Below are 15,347 nucleotides of genomic sequence, written 5' to 3'. Positions count from 1 at the left end.
TTTAGCCCGAGGCCGGGTGGGCAAGCGCAACGGGCCGGGACGCGGTGGCTGGCCCGGTGGGCTCGGCATTCAGCTGAATGCGGCCGGCAGGGATGCCGCGGCATTTGAGCACCTTGACCTCCAGCGGATGGGACCGGGAGCGTTCCAGGGCAAGCCTCAGGGCGGCTGGTGAGCGCTGGGAAGCAGCCGCCGAGCCCCGAAAGAGAAGCCCCAGGCTGTCACCGGCCTCCGCGGCCAGTTGTAGCCGGCGAAGGCTGCGGTCATCGCACTGGCTGGGCCAGGCGAGTACGGCAGCGCAGGTGCCCAGCTGCAGGGCCTGCTCAACCGACCACAGGGCTTGCTCGCCACCGCCGGGATGCACCACCAGCACTCTGGAGAGGTCCATGCCACTGGCGGCAAGGGCCGGTGCATAGGGGATGAACGGTGGCGCGATCAGGGCGATCCAGCGCCCGCCCCGGGACAGACGCGCCAGCGCCGGCATGACCACCTGCAACTCGCCAATGCCATGCTGTCCGTGAAGGATTTCGGTCAGGGCACGGCTGGGCAGACCGCCGCCGGGCAGCACCGCGTCCAGCCTCCGAAAGCCGGTGGGGATGTGGGTCCCGGCGCTCTGATCCGGTTGGATCCGGGGGTCGTTGGCTCGCCAGATGCCGGGCTGCTCAAGCAGATGATCAAGGGCCTGTTGCATGGGATTCTCCTGTCTGAAGCGGCTCAGAGCCCGGCACGGATAACGCCGACACCTACGCCTTCAATCGTGAGTTCGTTCTGGCGGGGGTCGACCTCAATGGGCTCGAAGTCCGGGTTTTCCGGGTGCAGTCGGATCCGATGACCGGATCGGTAAAAGCGTTTGACTGTCACTTCGTCGTCAATGCGGGCCACTACAATCTGTCCTTCGCGGACATCGCTGGTGCGGTGCACCGCCAGCAGGTCGCCATCAAGGATGCCGGCGTCACGCATGCTCATGCCGCGGACTTTGAGCAGGTAGTCGGCCCCCGGGGAGAACAGGCCGCTGCTGACCTGGCAGTAGCGGTCGATATGAGATTCGGCCAGCAGAGGGCTGCCGGCGGCCACGCGGCCAACCACGGGCAGGCCCTCGGGAACCGCCTCGGCTTCGGCCTCGGTGCCGGTGGCGCACAGTCGGATGCCCCGGGAAGCACCGGGCTGGAGCGTGATGTACCCCTTGCGGGCTAGGGCTCTCAGGTGCTGTTCGGCCGCATTGGCTGACCGGAACCCCAGTTCCGTCGCGATTTCGCTGCGCGTCGGGGGATAGCCGGTGCGGTCAAGGAACCGTTGCACCATCTGGAGGATCTGTTCCTGCCGGGGGGTGAGGGTCTGCATGGCAATGTCCTGCGGCCATCAATGATAGTGTCAATATATACAGTACTGTATGGATGATCAATAGCCATGGACGGTAAACTGAAACAATGGTGAAAGTGAGCGACGTTGCCAGGGATTCCAGGGCGCTCGAGACGGATCCCCGGGCATGGATCAAAACGCTGGCGGTGGACGCTGACCGGGTCGATTGCGATCGGCTTGCCGATGCCTGGTCGCTGGCGCGGAATGCCTATGGTGATGCCCGTCGCGAGCTGGGTGACCGCTACATGGAACACGCCCTGGGCGTGGTCGACATTCTCGCTGGCCTCGGTCTCGACACGGATTCCCTGATCGCCGGCCTGCTACACGATCTGCCGGACCGTCAGGCGATGGCCATGGAGCAGGTGGCGGAGCATTGCGGCCCGGATGTTGCCGAGCTTCTGGAGGGGGTGCGCCGGATGGGGCAGGTCAGTCGCCTGCCGGCGGGTCCGGGTCAGCAGGCGGGTGCCGAGCGTTCGGAAGCGCTGCGCAAGATGCTGCTCGCCATGGCCCGGGATATCCGGGTGGTCTTTCTGGTGCTCGCCGAGCGCCTTCATGACATGCGCGTGCTTCGCCAGGCAAACGACGATGAGCATCAGCGCATGGCAAGGGAGACCCTTGATCTGTATGCCCCCCTGGCCAATCGACTGGGTATCTGGCAGGTCAAGTGGGAGCTGGAGGACCTCTCGTTCCGGTGCCTGGACCCCACCGCCTACAAGCGGATCGCCCGGTTGCTGGCCGAGCGACGGGTGGATCGTGAGCGCTTTATTGAAGAGATGAAGTTCCGCCTGGAGGCCGCGCTGGCTTCGGCGGGCATTGAAGCCGAGGTCTCCGGCCGCCCGAAGCATATCTACAGCATCTGGCGAAAGATGCGGCGCAAGGGCCTCGGCTTTCACGAGCTGTTCGACCTGCGGGCCTTCCGGATTCTGGTGGAGACCGTGCCTCAGTGCTACGCCGCTCTGGGGGTGGTGCATCAACTCTGGCAACCCATTCCCGGCGAGTTTGATGACTACATTGCCAGTCCCAAGGAGAACAATTACCAGTCCCTGCATACCGCTGTGGCCGGCGCTGCCGGACGCGCCGTGGAAGTGCAGATTCGTACCCATGGCATGCACGAGCAGGCGGAGCTGGGCATCGCCGCGCACTGGCGCTACAAGGAAGGCCGTGGAGCGGATCCCGATTTCGACGCCCGGGTGGCCTGGCTGCGCAAGCTGCTGGAGACCCCGGCGGATGCCGAAGAGAGCGAGGACTTTCTGGATCGCTTCAAGGCCGAGGTCTTCCAGGACCGGGTCTATGTAATGACGCCGGACGGCGACGTGATCGATCTGCCCCGCGGCAGCACGCCACTGGATTTTGCCTACACGGTGCACAGCGAGGTGGGGCATCGCTGCCGCGGCGCACGGGTGAATGGTCGGATCGTCCCGTTGGCCCGGGCGCTGCGCAACGGGGATCAGGTGGAAATCCTGACCGCCCGAAATGGCACACCCAGCCGCGACTGGCTCAATCCCGGGCTGGGTTATCTGACCTCTCCCCGGGCCCGGTCCAAGGTGCGGGCGTGGTTTCGTCAGCAGGATCAGGACAAGAATGCGGAGACCGGTCGGGTGATGCTGGAAAAGGAGTTGCATCGGCTCGGCCTGGACGACGTCAACCTCGAATCGCTGGCGGCCCGCTCCCGCTTCCCCAAACTCCCGGAGTTCCTGGCGGCCATCGGCCGGGGCGACATTACCGGGGGACAGATCGCCTCCCTGTTGCGGGATCGACTGTTGCCGGATGCCGATGATCCGGATCAACTGCCCCGCCGCCGCCAGCGGCGGGAAGGCGACAGCGGTGGAGACGACATCCGCATTCACGGTGTGGGCAATCTGCTGACCCGCCTGGCACGCTGCTGCCAGCCGGCGCCGGGGGACGACATCGTCGGCTTCATCACCCAGGGGGCCGGCGTCACCATCCATCGGCGGGACTGTGGCAATCTCAGCCGGCTTGAAGAGACCGCGCCGGATCGGTTGATTGATGTCCACTGGAGCCAGCGCGAGGGCCGCCGTTATCCCGTGGACATTGCCGTGGAGGCCTATGACCGCCGCGGCCTGATTCGGGATATTTCCTCGCTGCTCAACGCCGAGGGTATAAATGTCACGGCGGTGAACACCCGCACGGACCCGGACGATCAGGTGGCCAGCATGGTGCTGACCGTGGAAGTCGAGGGAGTTGACCAGCTCAGCCGGGTGATGGAGCGCATCGCCGGCCTGCGGAACGTACGCGATGTCCACCGGGGCAGCTGAGTGGCAACAGCCCCGCCGATGGCGCTGCTCTGCCCCCCGTTTGATCGCCTTTGGTTTTCTGCTGGCGCTTCTGGGACCCGGTGGAGCGCTGGCGTTGCAGCCGGCGGACTGCGGTGGCCCGACCACCGCCACCCTCGCGGAGGTACGGGGCCTGGATCAACCGCCGTTGCCCGAGGGCGAGTCGGTGGTGATCGAGGCGGTGGTCACCGCCAGTTTCCCCGGCCGTGAGGGCCTCAACGGTTTCTTTATCGAGTCCCAGTCAACGCTCGAGCCCGCGGGGGCTTTCGTTTATGCCCCGCAGCTCACCGCTGACCGTGCCCCGGCGCGGGGTGAGCGCTGGCGGTTACGTGCCAGAGCCGGACGGTTTCGGGGGCGGATTCAGCTGGAAGCGCTGGATGCGGCGGTCCAGTGTGGATTCGGCCGCATTGAGCCCCCTGTGCTCTCGGCCTCGGACCTGGAGGCGCCCGGGCACTTCGTGGATCGACTGGTTCACATTCCGGGTCCGCTGACGGTCACCGGTGTCTATAACCTGGGCCGCTATGGCAGTCTCCGCCTGTCCGCCGGCGGCCGGGCTTTTCAGCCCAATAACGGCACCCCCGGAGGCCGACTGCTGCCGCTCATTCTTGATGATGGCAGCCACCAGCGGGATCCCCGACCCGTGCCTTACCTGGATCCCGATGGTGTCCGGCGTGCCGGCGACCGGGTCGAGGCCATTACCGGCATCATCACCCGGGCCTTTGGCGACTGGCGGATTCATCCGGTCACCCCACCGACCTTCCAGTCCACCAATCCCCGCCCGGATCCGCCGCCCCCTCACGACGGCATCCGGGTGGTGCATTTCAATGTGGAAAACTACTTCCTTGACCGGCAGGGGCGAGGGCCGTCCACGGAAGCGGGATTCCGGCGGCAGCGACAACGCATCCGAGCCACCCTGGATGCCCTGGATGGCGATGTGCTGGTGCTGCACGAGCTGGAGAATCGCCCCGCCGTGGTGGTGGATTTCCTGGATCTGGTGAACGAGTCCGAGCCACCACGGCGGCATTACCAGGCGGTGCTCACCCCGCGGAGTCCGGCTGTGATCCGTACCGTGATTCTCTACCGCCCGGATCGAATGGAGCTGATCCGTGCCGGCCGTCAGGTGGCCGCGATTCACCCCCGTGATCCCGTGGTGGCCCTGTTCCGGCACGAAAGCGGTCAACAGCTGGCGGTCGCCGGTGCCCATTTCAAGTCCCGGACCCGTTGCCCGGATGCCGGCGACATCGACCGGGGGGAGGGATGCTGGGCCGAGCGTCGTCGCGGGCAGTCCGAGGCTTTGGTGGAATGGCTGGGTGAATGGTTGTCACCGGAGGCAATGGAGGCGGTGCCGCTACTGGTGACGGGGGATCTCAATGCCTATGCCCGGGAGGCACCCGCCCGCGTTCTCGAGGATGTCGGCCTGGCGAATCAGCTGGCCCGTCATGTGCCTCCGGCGCAGCGTTACAACTACGTGTTCCGCGGCCGCGCCGGCTATCTGAATCATGTTTTTGCCAATGCGGCCGCAGCGGAAAAGATCCAGCGGCTGCGTATCTGGTCGGTGAATGCGGACGAGCCGGTCTATCTGATCGAGGAGGGTGACGACGTCTGGCGCGCCAGTGACCACGATCCGCTGGTGGTGGACATGAAAATACCCCACAGCGGGTGACCCTGGCACTTAGTCTCTGAAGCGTCGGCAGACGGGATTGGCGTCATGGTCGTCATGGCGGCACTATAAGCCATCGGCCGTTTCATGGACTGATTGACATTCAGCGGTACCGCGCTGATACCGTGCGTTCGGATTAATGCAAGTACTGGCACCGGAGTCTGTGATGGCGGCATTCCGAATATCAGCCTCGGCGTTTATGGCGGCGATGGCTTTAATGGGCATCCTGGCGTTGCCGGGTCCGGCCACGGGCGAGGCGCTGCCGGGTGAGCAGGAGGCCATGGTGGCCGAGGCCAATGAGCTCCTCGAAGACCTCACCGCGCTCCGCGAACAGGCGCTGGCCGAGAACCCGGGTCTGGCGACCCTACAGGAAGAACTGGAAGATCTGGTGACGGTGAAGATGCAGGAGGCGGGTCTGGCGTCGCCCCGTGGTGCCCTTCGCGAGCTGCGGTCAATGGCCGGGGAGTTGCGGGGCATGGAGGCTGACAGTCCGGAGCGGGCCGATCTGCTGGAGGCCTATCAGGAGTCTCGACGTCAGGTGATGCAAGCGCGGGAGGAGGCCATGCAGGACCGCGAAGTCCAGCAGGCCGAAGCCCGTCTGCGGGATCAGTTGATCGAGGTCATGGGCGAGATTGACCCGGAGGCGCCGGCGATGATCGAGCGATTCGATGAGCTGCGTGAAGAGCTCTCGGGCATTCGAGAGGGATCTCAATCGGGTGGTTAACGTCGACACCATCAGCGGCCAGGCGGCGGAGTTGACCCTGGCGACGCCGTCGTTGCTGTTCCCCGCCGTCTCTCTGCTGCTGCTGGCGTACACCAACCGCTTTCTGGCGTTGGCCTCGCTGATTCGGGATCTGCAGTCCCAGTACGCCAACACCCAGCGGCAGAGCCTTCTGGCGCAAATCGACAACCTCCGTCGGCGTGTTCGCCTGATTCAATACATGCAGGCCGCCGGCGTCGGCAGTCTTCTGTTCGCGACCAGCAGCATATTTCTGCTTTTTGCGGGTGCCACGGTGGCAGCCCGCGGCCTGTTCGGGGTCAGTCTGGGACTGATGATGGTTTCGCTGCTGTTGTCCGTTCGCGAGATCTGGATTTCGGTGACGGCGCTCAACATTCAGTTGTCCGAAATGGAGTCCCCGCCGTGAACGTCCCGCTGGGTCCGATACTGCCGCAGGCCGATCCGCGTCAATCACTGCGGGTGCGGCGATTCCTGATGGCGGCGATGGTTTACGCGCTGGCCGTTGCCCTGCTTGGCCTGTACGTCCGTCAGGGCCTGCTAGCCTGGAACGAATGGCGGTTCCTGACCCTGCTGATCGTGCTGGTTAATGCCGGCCTTTACGCTCTGCTACGCAGCGGCCGCAATGAACGCTTTGCCGACCCCAGCATGACCGGGCCTCAGATGTTCATGGTCTGTCTGATCATGGGGGCGGTGATGTATCTGCTGGATGGCGGGCGGGGCGGCATGTTGCTGCTGTTTCTGGTGCTGTTGATGTTCGGCGTTCTTCGTCTGAATCCCCGGCAGTTCACCGCCCTCGGCGGATTTGCGCTGTTCTGCTACGCCACGGCCATTGCCGCCGTCTGGCAGCAGCGCCCTGAAGCCTTTAATGCTCAGGTGGAGCTTCTTCACCTGGCGGCGCTCAGCACCCTGGTCCCGTGTGGTGGTTTTTTTGCCAGTCACGTCAGTAATCTGAGGCGCTCACTCCGGGAGCGGCAGATCGAGCTGCAGCGCGCCCTCGAGCAGGTTCACGACCTGCGCGTGCTGGATCCGCTCACCGGCATCAGCAATCGTTCCGCCATGGTCGGTTACCTGGTTCAGGAGATGGAGCGGGCGGAACGCCTGGATCAGCCCCTGGCAGTCATCATGATTGATCTGGTGCAGTTCAAGCGGGTCAATCGCGAGTTCGGTCACCCCGCCGGCGATGAGGTGCTCAAGGAAGTGGCTCGTCGCCTCAAGGGCTGTGTACGGGACATTGACGGTCTGGGCCGCTACGGCGGCGAAGAGTTTCTGGTGGTCCTGCCGGATGCGCCAGCGCCGGAAGGTCAGCGGGTTGCCGGTCGACTCCGCAACTGTGTCGAATCCAGCCGCTTCAGCGGCTTGCCAGCCCGTTTCAGTCTCCGCTGCGCGGTGGGCATGGCGTCCATGGAGCCCGGCGACGACGTCTGGAAACTCATCGAGCGGGCCCGCAGTGATGGCGAAGAAAAAATCGCCGCCAGCTGAGCCGGACAGTCCCGAGGTGGCGGCTGCCGACCTCGGGTCCAACAGTTTTCACATGATTGTAGCCCGGCCCCAGCCCCAGGGTCTGGTGATCACTGACCGCATCCGTGAGTCCGTCCGGCTGGCCGCCGGCCTCGACAGCAAGAACCATCTGGATGGCGATGCACGCCGCCGGGCCCTGGAGTGTCTGGCGCGCTTTGGACAGCGCCTGCAGGGGCTGCCAGTGCATGCGGTGCGCGCGGTGGGCACGAATACCCTCCGTCAGCTGCGTCACCGGCGAGGCTTTCTGGCCGACGCCGAGTCGGCCCTCGGTTATCCCATCGAAATCGTTTCCGGTTACGAGGAAGCCCGGCTGATCTATCTGGGTGTTGCCCACAGCATTGCGGATGATGATCGGCAGCGTTTGGTGGTGGACATTGGTGGCGGCAGCACGGAGTTGATCATCGGTAAAGCGTTCGCGGCCCGGGAGATGGAAAGCCTGCACATGGGCTGTGTCAGCACCACGGCCCGTCACTTCGCGGATGGGGCCATTACCGAAAAGCGCATGGCGCGGGCCGAGCTGCATGCCCGACGCGAACTCGAACCCATTGTCCAGCGCTACCGGCGCATCGGCTGGGATCGGGTCATCGGCGCCTCCGGCACGATTCGCGCGGTGGAGCGCTGTCTGCGGGTGAACGGCTGGAGTGACAGTGGCATCGATCCTGATGGCCTGGCGAGGCTCAGAAAGGCGCTGCTCGAGGCGGGTCACGTCCACCGGCTGTCGCTGAACGGCGTCGGCCGGTCCCGGGCCGAGGTGATTGCCGGGGGGGTGGCGGTGTTGTCGGGGATCCTCCAGGCCCTGAAGCTCGAGCACATGGAAGCGTCGGATGGAGCCCTGCGGGAAGGCCTGTTATTCGATCTGCTCGGCCGCATCCGCCATGAAGATGTGCGTGAGGCCACGGTCACGGCGCTGGCGACCCGCTATCACGTGGATGATGAACAGGCCCGGCGAGTGGCCGCCACCGTTGAAGCTTTGCACACTCAGGCGCCAGTGGCCGAGCCGTCATCCACGCGCGGGTTCAAAGACATGTTGATCTGGGCGGCTCGGTTGCATGAGGTCGGCCTGGATATTTCGCACAGCCAGTATCACAAGCATGGCGCCTATATCCTCCATCACAGCGACCTGGCGGGGTTTTCTCGCGAGGAGCAGAGCCTGCTGGCCACGCTGGTTCGGGTCCACCGCCGCAAGTTGCCGGTTTGGGCATTCGAGGAGCTGCCGGCGGACTGGCAGGCGCCGGCCCTTCGGCTGGCGGTTCTGCTGCGGCTGTCCGTGGTGCTGAATCGGGCACGCAATCCCGAGATCGTCGTTCCCCGGCGGGTCACAGCCGACGGCACCACCATCACGCTGAAGTTTGGCAGGGAGTGGCTGTCCCAGCGGCCGCTGATCTCCGCCGACCTTGAGGAGGAGGCGGACTATCTGGCCCGCGCCGGGGTCAGCCTGCGAATCGAGTAACTCCGGCCAGCCGGTCAGTGGTCGTCGCTGTAGGTCTCCAGCAGGGTCTGCTGGGCGCTGAGCGGGGTTTGGTCGCCCTCCGGCTGCAGTCGTGTGTATTCGCCGTCGGTGCCCAGCACCCAGGCCTGGGTGTTGTCCTGGAGATAGGTTTCGAGATCGTTGATGACGCGATCCCGGAGCGATTTTTCCAACAGGGGGAAGCCGGTTTCCACCCGGCGGAAGAAATTGCGCTCCATCCAGTCCGCCGAGGCACAGAACACCTCGGGTTCGCCATTGTTCTCGAAAAGAAAGACCCGGGTGTGCTCCAGGAAGCGGCCAACAATGGATCGCACCTGGATGTTGTCGCTGACTCCGGGCAACCCCGGGCGCAGGCTGCACATGCCCCGCACGATAAGCTCGATGCGCACCCCGGCACGGGAGGCGCTGTACAGGGCCCGTATCACCCGCGGCTCCACCAGCGAGTTGACCTTGGCCACCAATCGGGCCGGACGGCCCGCTTCGGCATGGGCCTGCTCCCGGGCAATACGATCCAGCATCCCCTGATGCAGGGAAAAAGGGGACTCCAGCAGATGCGTCAGCTCTGAGACCTTTCCCAGGCTGGTGAGCTGCATGAACACCCGGTGGACATCTTCGCCGATGGCGGCATTGGCCGTGAGCAATCCGTAGTCGGTGTAGAGGCGCGCCGTGCGGGAGTGGTAGTTGCCGGTACCCAGGTGGGTATAGTGGCGCAGTCGGCGTCCCTCACGCCGAACCACCAGCATCATCTTGGCGTGGGTCTTGTGCCCGACCACGCCGTACACCACGTGGGCGCCGGCTTCCTGAAGGCGATTGGCCAGTTGGATATTGGCTTCTTCGTCAAAGCGTGCCCGCAGCTCAATCACCACGGTGACTTCCTTGCCGGCCCGGGCGGCGGTCACCAGGTGGTTGACCACCGCCGAGTCCGGACCGGTTCGATAGAGGGTCTGCTTGATGGCCAGCACGTCCGTGTCCTGGGCAGCCTGGCGCAGCATTTCCACCACCGGCGCAAACGACTCGAACGGGTGGTGCAACAGCAGGTCACCCCGGCGCATGGTCTTGAACAGGTCCATGCCGTGGTGGGCGGCGGGCGGCACCCCGGGCGTGAAGCCCGGGTATTTCAGGTCGGGTCGATCCACCAGATCGCAGACCGCCAGCAGGCGGTTCAGGTTGACCGGACCATCCACCTGGTAGAGGGCCTCTTCCTCCAGCTCGAACTCCTGGAGCAGGAACCGGGCCATGTGCTCCGGGCAGTTAGATGCCACTTCCAGGCGCACCGCATCGCCATAGCGGCGGGACTGCAGCTCGCCCTCCATGGCCCGGAGCAGGTCATCCACCTCTTCCTCGTCCACGTAGAGGTCACTGTTGCGTGTGACCCGAAACTGATAGCAACCCGTGGCTTCCATGCCGAGAAACAGGTCGGAGACATGGGCATGAATGATCGACGAGAGAAAAACGAAGTCGTGGGGGCCGTTACCCGGCTCGCCTGGCGGCAGCTGGATAATCCGGGGCAGGGCACGAGGCGCCTGCACCACCGCCATGCCGCTGTTGCGGCCAAAGGCGTCCCGGCCTTCCAGCGACACGATGAAGTTCAAGCTTTTGTTCAGCACCTGCGGGAACGGATGGCTCGGATCCAGTCCCATGGGCGTGAGAATCGGCAGCAGGGAATTTTCGAAGTACTCCCGGATCCAGCGTTGCTGCTCGGCGCTCCACTCATCCCGGCGCAGAAACCGAATGCCGGCCTCGGCCAGGGCCGGCATCAGACCGTCGTTGAGCAGCTGATACTGAGTGTCCACCAGCCCGTGGGCCCGTTGGCTGATGTCGCGCAGGACTTCCTGAGGGGTTCGTCCATCCGGACCGCTCTGCGACACCCCCATTTCCTGGGCCTGGCGCAGACCCGCTACCCGGATCTCGAAGAATTCATCCAGATTGGAGCTGGCGATGCAGAGAAACTTGAGCCGCTCCAGCAAAGGCGTCCGAGTGTCCTCCGCCTGGGCGAGCACTCGGCGGTTGAATTCCAGCAGACTGATCTGGCGGTTGGTGTAGAGCTCGGGGTTGTGGAGATCCGGTGCATCCATGGTGGAAAGCCTTGCCATGATCCGCTCAGGGTCACTCAGTCCTGTTACGGGCTGATGACAGGCAGACGTTCACGAAAGGTTGCCGGCATACGGACCACCCGCCGGCGCGCATAGTCAAAAAACACGATCCGGGTTCGGGCTCGCGCAATGGTCCGGCCATCATGATCCCGCACCAGCTCATAGAAGAAGTCACAGCTGCTGCGGCGATAGTCGTCGACGCCCACCGAGATGGTCAGTACGTCTCCGGCGAAGCCCTCCGCCATGAACAGGATGCGGGCGTCCACCACGATGACGCCAGCGCCACAAACGTCGCCTTCGTCTCCGCCCATGGCCGCCAGCAGCGCGGCCCGCGCCTCCTGGCAGTACATCAGCACGCGCTCATTGCCCATGTGACCGCCCTGATTGACGTCCGTGACCCGAATCGCCAGGGAATGCCGGAACGCCATCCGCTCCGGCGGGACGATCGTCAGCGAATGATCCGCCATCAGGGTCAGGCGACCCGGTTGTAGCCGTTCAGCGCCGCCACCCGATACCCCTCGGCCATGGTCGGATAGTTGAAAGTGGTATTCATGAAATAGCGCAGGGTATTACCCGGTGCCGGTTGGGCCATGATGGCCTGGCCGATGTGAACAATTTCCGCCGCCTGGTCCCCGAAGCAATGAATACCCAGCAGCTCCAGGCTCTCGGCGTGAAACAGAATTTTCAGCATGCCCACGGTCTGCCCGGAAATCTGGCCCCGGGCCAGGTCCTTGAAGAAGGCGTGTCCCACTTCATAGGGCACCCGGGCTTCGGTGAGCTCCTGCTCCGTCCGGCCCACCGAGCTGATTTCCGGAATGGTGTAAATTCCGGTGGGCACATCCTGGGCCAGGCGGTAATTGCAGTGGCCTTCAAGCATGTGAGTGGCCGCATAGCGTCCCTGGTCGTAGGCGGCGCTGGCCAGGCTGGGATAGCCGATCACGTCACCGACGGCATAGATATGGGGCTGAGCGGTCTGGAAATCGTGGTTGACCTCCAGTTGCCCCCGACCGTTTGGCATAACCCCCAGCGATTCGAGGTTCATGCCATCGGTATTGCCGGTTCGGCCGTTGGCCCACAGCAACAGGTCGCCACGCAGGCGCTTGCCGGACTTCAGGGTCAGCGTTACGCCCTGTTCATCGGCTTCAATGCCCTCGTATTCCTCCCGATGGCGAATCAGCACCCCGTGCTCGCGAAGGTGATAAGACAGCGCGTCGGAGATTTCATCATCCAGGAATGCCAGCATGCGATCGCGGGTGTTGATCAGGTTCACCTTGACCCCCAGTCCGCGAAAAATGGACGCGTACTCGCTGCCGATCACCCCGGCGCCGTAAATGATCATGTTGCGCGGCGTGTGGTCCAGGTTGAGGATCTGGTCGCTGTCGCAGATGCGGGGGTGGGAGAAGTCCACGTCATCGGGCCGATAGGGGCGGGAGCCCGCAGCGATCAGGAAAAAATCCGCGGTGACACGGGTGACGCGACCCTCCGGCGTGTCGATTTCCAGGGTGTGATCATCGACGAAGCGGGCCTTGCCATTGATGACCGGAACATCATTGCGCTGGTAGAACCAGCTTCGCAGACCGACCTGCTGATCGATGACCTGGCCGGCATGCCGCAGCATGGTGGGAAAGGACACATGACGCGGCTCACCGGCTTCCCGGAACAGGGGTGAGCTGTTGAATTCCATCAACCGCCGGACGTTATGCCGCAGCGCCTTGGACGGGATGGTGCCCCAGTGGGTGCATCCGCCCCCGACTTCCCGGTAGTGCTCCACCACCGCGACCCTGCGTCCGCCCTTGGCAATTTTCATCGCGGCGCCTTCACCGCCGGGCCCGCTTCCCAAGACAATGACGTCGTAATGGCTGCTGGTCATGGCACTCCGTCCTGCTCAACCCCGGCCGGTGACTGAATCCGCATGATAACAGTTGCACCCCGGGCAAACATTTTGGTCTGACCAGATCTTTATGGCAGCCCCCGTCTCGGTTAATGTAGCCACGGGTTAACAATCAACGGGCAAGACTTTAGATCAGTCAAGGGAGGAGACATGGGCGAGTACAAGCAGGTGGCCGGACTGCAGGTGTCATCGGCACTGCACGAGCTGATCACCAATGAGGCACTGCCCGGAACCGGTGTTGATGCTGCGGCGTTCTGGCAGGGGCTGGCAGATCTCGTCCACGAGCTGGGGCCCCGTAATCGGGCGCTGCTCGACGAGCGGGATCGTTTGCAGCAGCAGATCGATCAGTGGCATCAGGACAACCCCGGCGCCGAGCAGCAACCCGCCTACCGGGCATTTCTGGAGTCCATTGGTTATTTGCGGCCAGAGCCCGAGGACTTCGACATCAGCACCGCCAATGTTGATCGAGAGATTGCCGAGGTGGCGGGCCCTCAGCTGGTGGTGCCGGTCAACAACGCCCGGTACGCCCTCAATGCCGCCAACGCGCGCTGGGGCAGTCTCTATGACGCCCTCTACGGGACGGATGCAATCGCCGACGAAGCCGGTGCCGAGCGCGGCGGAGCATTTAATCCGGAACGCGCCCGGCGAGTGGTGGCCTGGGCAGCGGCGTTTCTGGATGCCAACTATCCCCTGAAGTCCGGCAGTCATGCCGACGTCAGTGCCTACCGGATGGTGGCCGCCGATGGTGGTCATGCGCTGCAGGTGGTCCTGGACGGGGGTGGCGAAACCACGCTGGCGAATTCACAGCAGTTCGTCGGGTTCGTCGGCGGTGAAACCCCCTCGGCGGTGCTGCTTCGTCACAACGGGCTTCACGTAGAGATCAGCATTGATCCGGAGGATCCAATCGGCCGTAATCATCCGGCCGGGGTTCGAGACCTGGTGCTGGAATCCGCGGTGACGGCCATCCAGGATTGCGAGGACTCCGTAGCGGCGGTGGACGGCGAAGACAAGGCGCTGGTTTATCGCAACTGGCTGGGCCTGATGCGCGGCGATCTCGAGGAGCGTTTTCACAAGCAGGGCCGGGAAGTGGTCCGAACCCTCAATCCCGACCGGCAGTACACCGGCACGGATGGCGCACCCCTGACGCTGCCCGGCCGCAGCCTGTTGCTGGTGCGCAACGTGGGACACCTGATGACAACGCCGGCGGTGCTCGACGGTGATGGCAATGAAATTCCGGAGGGCATTCTCGACGCCCTGTGCACGTCGATGATCGCCATGCATGATCTCAAGCGCGACGGTGGCAACAGCCGGGCCGGCAGCGTTTATATCGTCAAGCCGAAGATGCATGGTCCCGACGAAGTCGCCCTGACCGTCGAACTGTTCAGCCGGGTCGAGTCGGTGCTGGGTCTGCCCGCCAACACCCTGAAAGTGGGCGTCATGGATGAGGAACGCCGGACCACCCTCAATCTCAAGGCCTGTATCCATCAGGCCCGGGAGCGGCTGATATTCATCAACACCGGATTCCTGGATCGCACCGGCGACGAAATCCACACCAGCATGGAAGCGGGGCCCATGGTCCGGAAGGGCGAGATGAAGCAATCCCGCTGGCTCAATGCCTATGAGGATCACAACGTGGATGTGGGGCTGGCCTGCGGGTTGCCAGGGCACGCCCAGATCGGCAAGGGCATGTGGGCGATGCCGGATTTGATGGCGGACATGCTTGAGGCCAAGATCGGCCATCCGCGGTCCGGTGCCAACTGTGCCTGGGTGCCGTCACCCACCGCGGCGACCCTGCATGCCACCCATTATCATCAGGTGGATGTCCGGGCGAAGCAATCCGAGCTGGCAGGCGCTCGCCGGGCCACCATCGACGACCTGCTCACCGTGCCAGTGGCCGGTTCACCCGACTGGAGCCCTGAGGCCATTCGCGAAGAACTGGACAACAACTGCCAGAGCATTCTCGGCTATGTGGTCCGCTGGGTGGATCAGGGCATCGGCTGCTCGAAGGTACCTGACATCAAGGACGTGGCCTTGATGGAAGACCGGGCCACCCTGAGGATCTCCAGTCAGCTGCTGGCCAACTGGCTGCACCATGGCGTGATCACCGAAGAGCAGGTCATGGAGACCATGAAGCGGATGGCCGCGGTGGTGGATCGGCAGAATGCCGATGATCCCACCTACACGCCCATGGCTCCGGGGTTCGAGGGTGCAGCGTTCCGGGCGGCCTGTGACCTGGTGCTCAAGGGCCGGGAGCAGCCCAGCGGATACACCGAGCCCCTGCTGCACGCCTATCGGCTGGCGCTGAAGCGGGGCGGGTGACAACCCGCG

The 15,347-nt window shown here is 64.3% G+C and carries 12 protein-coding genes; 7 read left to right on the top strand and 5 right to left on the bottom strand.

Going from position 1 to position 15,347, the window contains the following annotated elements:
• Nucleotide 1 precedes the first annotated feature (1 nt).
• Entirely contained in the window at nt 2-688 is a 687-nt protein-coding gene (gene imuA / locus GJ672_RS06770) for a translesion DNA synthesis-associated protein ImuA (RefSeq protein ID WP_154296475.1), read from the bottom strand.
• Nucleotides 689-711: 23 nt separating this feature from the next.
• Entirely contained in the window at nt 712-1,338 is a 627-nt protein-coding gene (lexA, locus tag GJ672_RS06765) for a transcriptional repressor LexA (RefSeq protein WP_154296474.1), read from the bottom strand.
• An 86-nt stretch (nt 1,339-1,424) separates the two neighbouring features.
• Between lexA and relA the strand changes: the two genes are divergently transcribed.
• From relA to ppx, 6 genes are all read left to right on the top strand, one after another.
• Nucleotides 1,425-3,632 (top strand): GTP diphosphokinase, encoded by a 2,208-nt coding sequence (relA, locus tag GJ672_RS06760; protein WP_154296473.1) that lies wholly within the window; start codon nt 1,425-1,427, stop codon nt 3,630-3,632.
• Nucleotides 3,613-5,313, top strand: coding sequence for an ExeM/NucH family extracellular endonuclease (locus GJ672_RS06755; protein WP_154296472.1), 1,701 nt, complete (start codon nt 3,613-3,615; stop codon nt 5,311-5,313). The genes relA and GJ672_RS06755 overlap by 20 nt, the downstream gene beginning before the upstream one ends.
• Nucleotides 5,314-5,476: 163 nt before the next feature.
• Nucleotides 5,477-6,034, top strand: coding sequence for a hypothetical protein (locus GJ672_RS06750; RefSeq protein ID WP_154296471.1), 558 nt, complete (start codon nt 5,477-5,479; stop codon nt 6,032-6,034).
• Nucleotides 6,027-6,455 (top strand): DUF2721 domain-containing protein, encoded by a 429-nt coding sequence (locus tag GJ672_RS06745; protein ID WP_229381843.1) that lies wholly within the window; start codon nt 6,027-6,029, stop codon nt 6,453-6,455. The genes GJ672_RS06750 and GJ672_RS06745 overlap by 8 nt, the downstream gene beginning before the upstream one ends.
• Entirely contained in the window at nt 6,452-7,528 is a 1,077-nt protein-coding gene (locus GJ672_RS06740) for a GGDEF domain-containing protein (protein ID WP_229381842.1), read from the top strand. Before GJ672_RS06745 ends, GJ672_RS06740 begins: the two co-directional genes overlap by 4 nt.
• Nucleotides 7,500-9,017, top strand: coding sequence for an exopolyphosphatase (gene ppx / locus GJ672_RS06735; protein WP_154296469.1), 1,518 nt, complete (start codon nt 7,500-7,502; stop codon nt 9,015-9,017). The genes GJ672_RS06740 and ppx overlap by 29 nt, the downstream gene beginning before the upstream one ends.
• Nucleotides 9,018-9,031: 14 nt before the next feature.
• Here ppx and ppk1 read toward each other — a convergent pair whose 3' ends face one another.
• The 3 genes from ppk1 to sthA are packed head-to-tail and all read right to left on the bottom strand — an operon-like array spanning nt 9,032 to nt 12,998.
• Nucleotides 9,032-11,110, bottom strand: a complete 2,079-nt coding sequence (gene ppk1, locus GJ672_RS06730) for a polyphosphate kinase 1 (RefSeq protein WP_154297077.1) — start codon at nt 11,108-11,110, stop codon at nt 9,032-9,034.
• A 44-nt stretch (nt 11,111-11,154) separates the two neighbouring features.
• Complete coding sequence (locus GJ672_RS06725) at nt 11,155-11,595, bottom strand: thioesterase family protein (RefSeq protein WP_154296468.1); 441 nt, start codon at nt 11,593-11,595, stop codon at nt 11,155-11,157.
• Nucleotides 11,596-11,600: 5 nt separating this feature from the next.
• Nucleotides 11,601-12,998, bottom strand: coding sequence for a Si-specific NAD(P)(+) transhydrogenase (gene sthA, locus GJ672_RS06720; protein WP_154296467.1), 1,398 nt, complete (start codon nt 12,996-12,998; stop codon nt 11,601-11,603).
• Between the two features lie 171 nt (nt 12,999-13,169).
• Between sthA and GJ672_RS06715 the strand changes: the two genes are divergently transcribed.
• On the top strand, nt 13,170-15,338 hold the full coding sequence (locus tag GJ672_RS06715; protein ID WP_154296466.1) for a malate synthase G: 2,169 nt from the start codon (nt 13,170-13,172) through the stop codon (nt 15,336-15,338).
• Nucleotides 15,339-15,347 lie beyond the last annotated feature (9 nt).

The organism is Spiribacter sp. 2438, assembly GCF_009676705.1.
Lineage (GTDB): Bacteria > Pseudomonadota > Gammaproteobacteria > Nitrococcales > Nitrococcaceae > Spiribacter.
The sequence above is the reverse complement of the archived record's forward strand: the minus strand, read 5'-3'. Positions and strand labels throughout refer to the sequence as shown.

Coding starts and splice junctions, on each gene's coding strand:
- imuA (WP_154296475.1), bottom strand. CDS start 688: ATGCAACAGGCCCTTGATCATCTGCTTGAGCAGCCCGGCATCTGGCGA.
- lexA (WP_154296474.1), bottom strand. CDS start 1,338: ATGCAGACCCTCACCCCCCGGCAGGAACAGATCCTCCAGATGGTGCAA.
- relA (WP_154296473.1), top strand. CDS start 1,425: ATGGTGAAAGTGAGCGACGTTGCCAGGGATTCCAGGGCGCTCGAGACG.
- GJ672_RS06755 (WP_154296472.1), top strand. CDS start 3,613: ATGTCCACCGGGGCAGCTGAGTGGCAACAGCCCCGCCGATGGCGCTGC.
- GJ672_RS06750 (WP_154296471.1), top strand. CDS start 5,477: ATGGCGGCATTCCGAATATCAGCCTCGGCGTTTATGGCGGCGATGGCT.
- ppx (WP_154296469.1), top strand. CDS start 7,500: ATGGCGAAGAAAAAATCGCCGCCAGCTGAGCCGGACAGTCCCGAGGTG.
- ppk1 (WP_154297077.1), bottom strand. CDS start 11,110: ATGGATGCACCGGATCTCCACAACCCCGAGCTCTACACCAACCGCCAG.
- GJ672_RS06725 (WP_154296468.1), bottom strand. CDS start 11,595: ATGGCGGATCATTCGCTGACGATCGTCCCGCCGGAGCGGATGGCGTTC.
- sthA (WP_154296467.1), bottom strand. CDS start 12,998: ATGACCAGCAGCCATTACGACGTCATTGTCTTGGGAAGCGGGCCCGGC.
- GJ672_RS06715 (WP_154296466.1), top strand. CDS start 13,170: ATGGGCGAGTACAAGCAGGTGGCCGGACTGCAGGTGTCATCGGCACTG.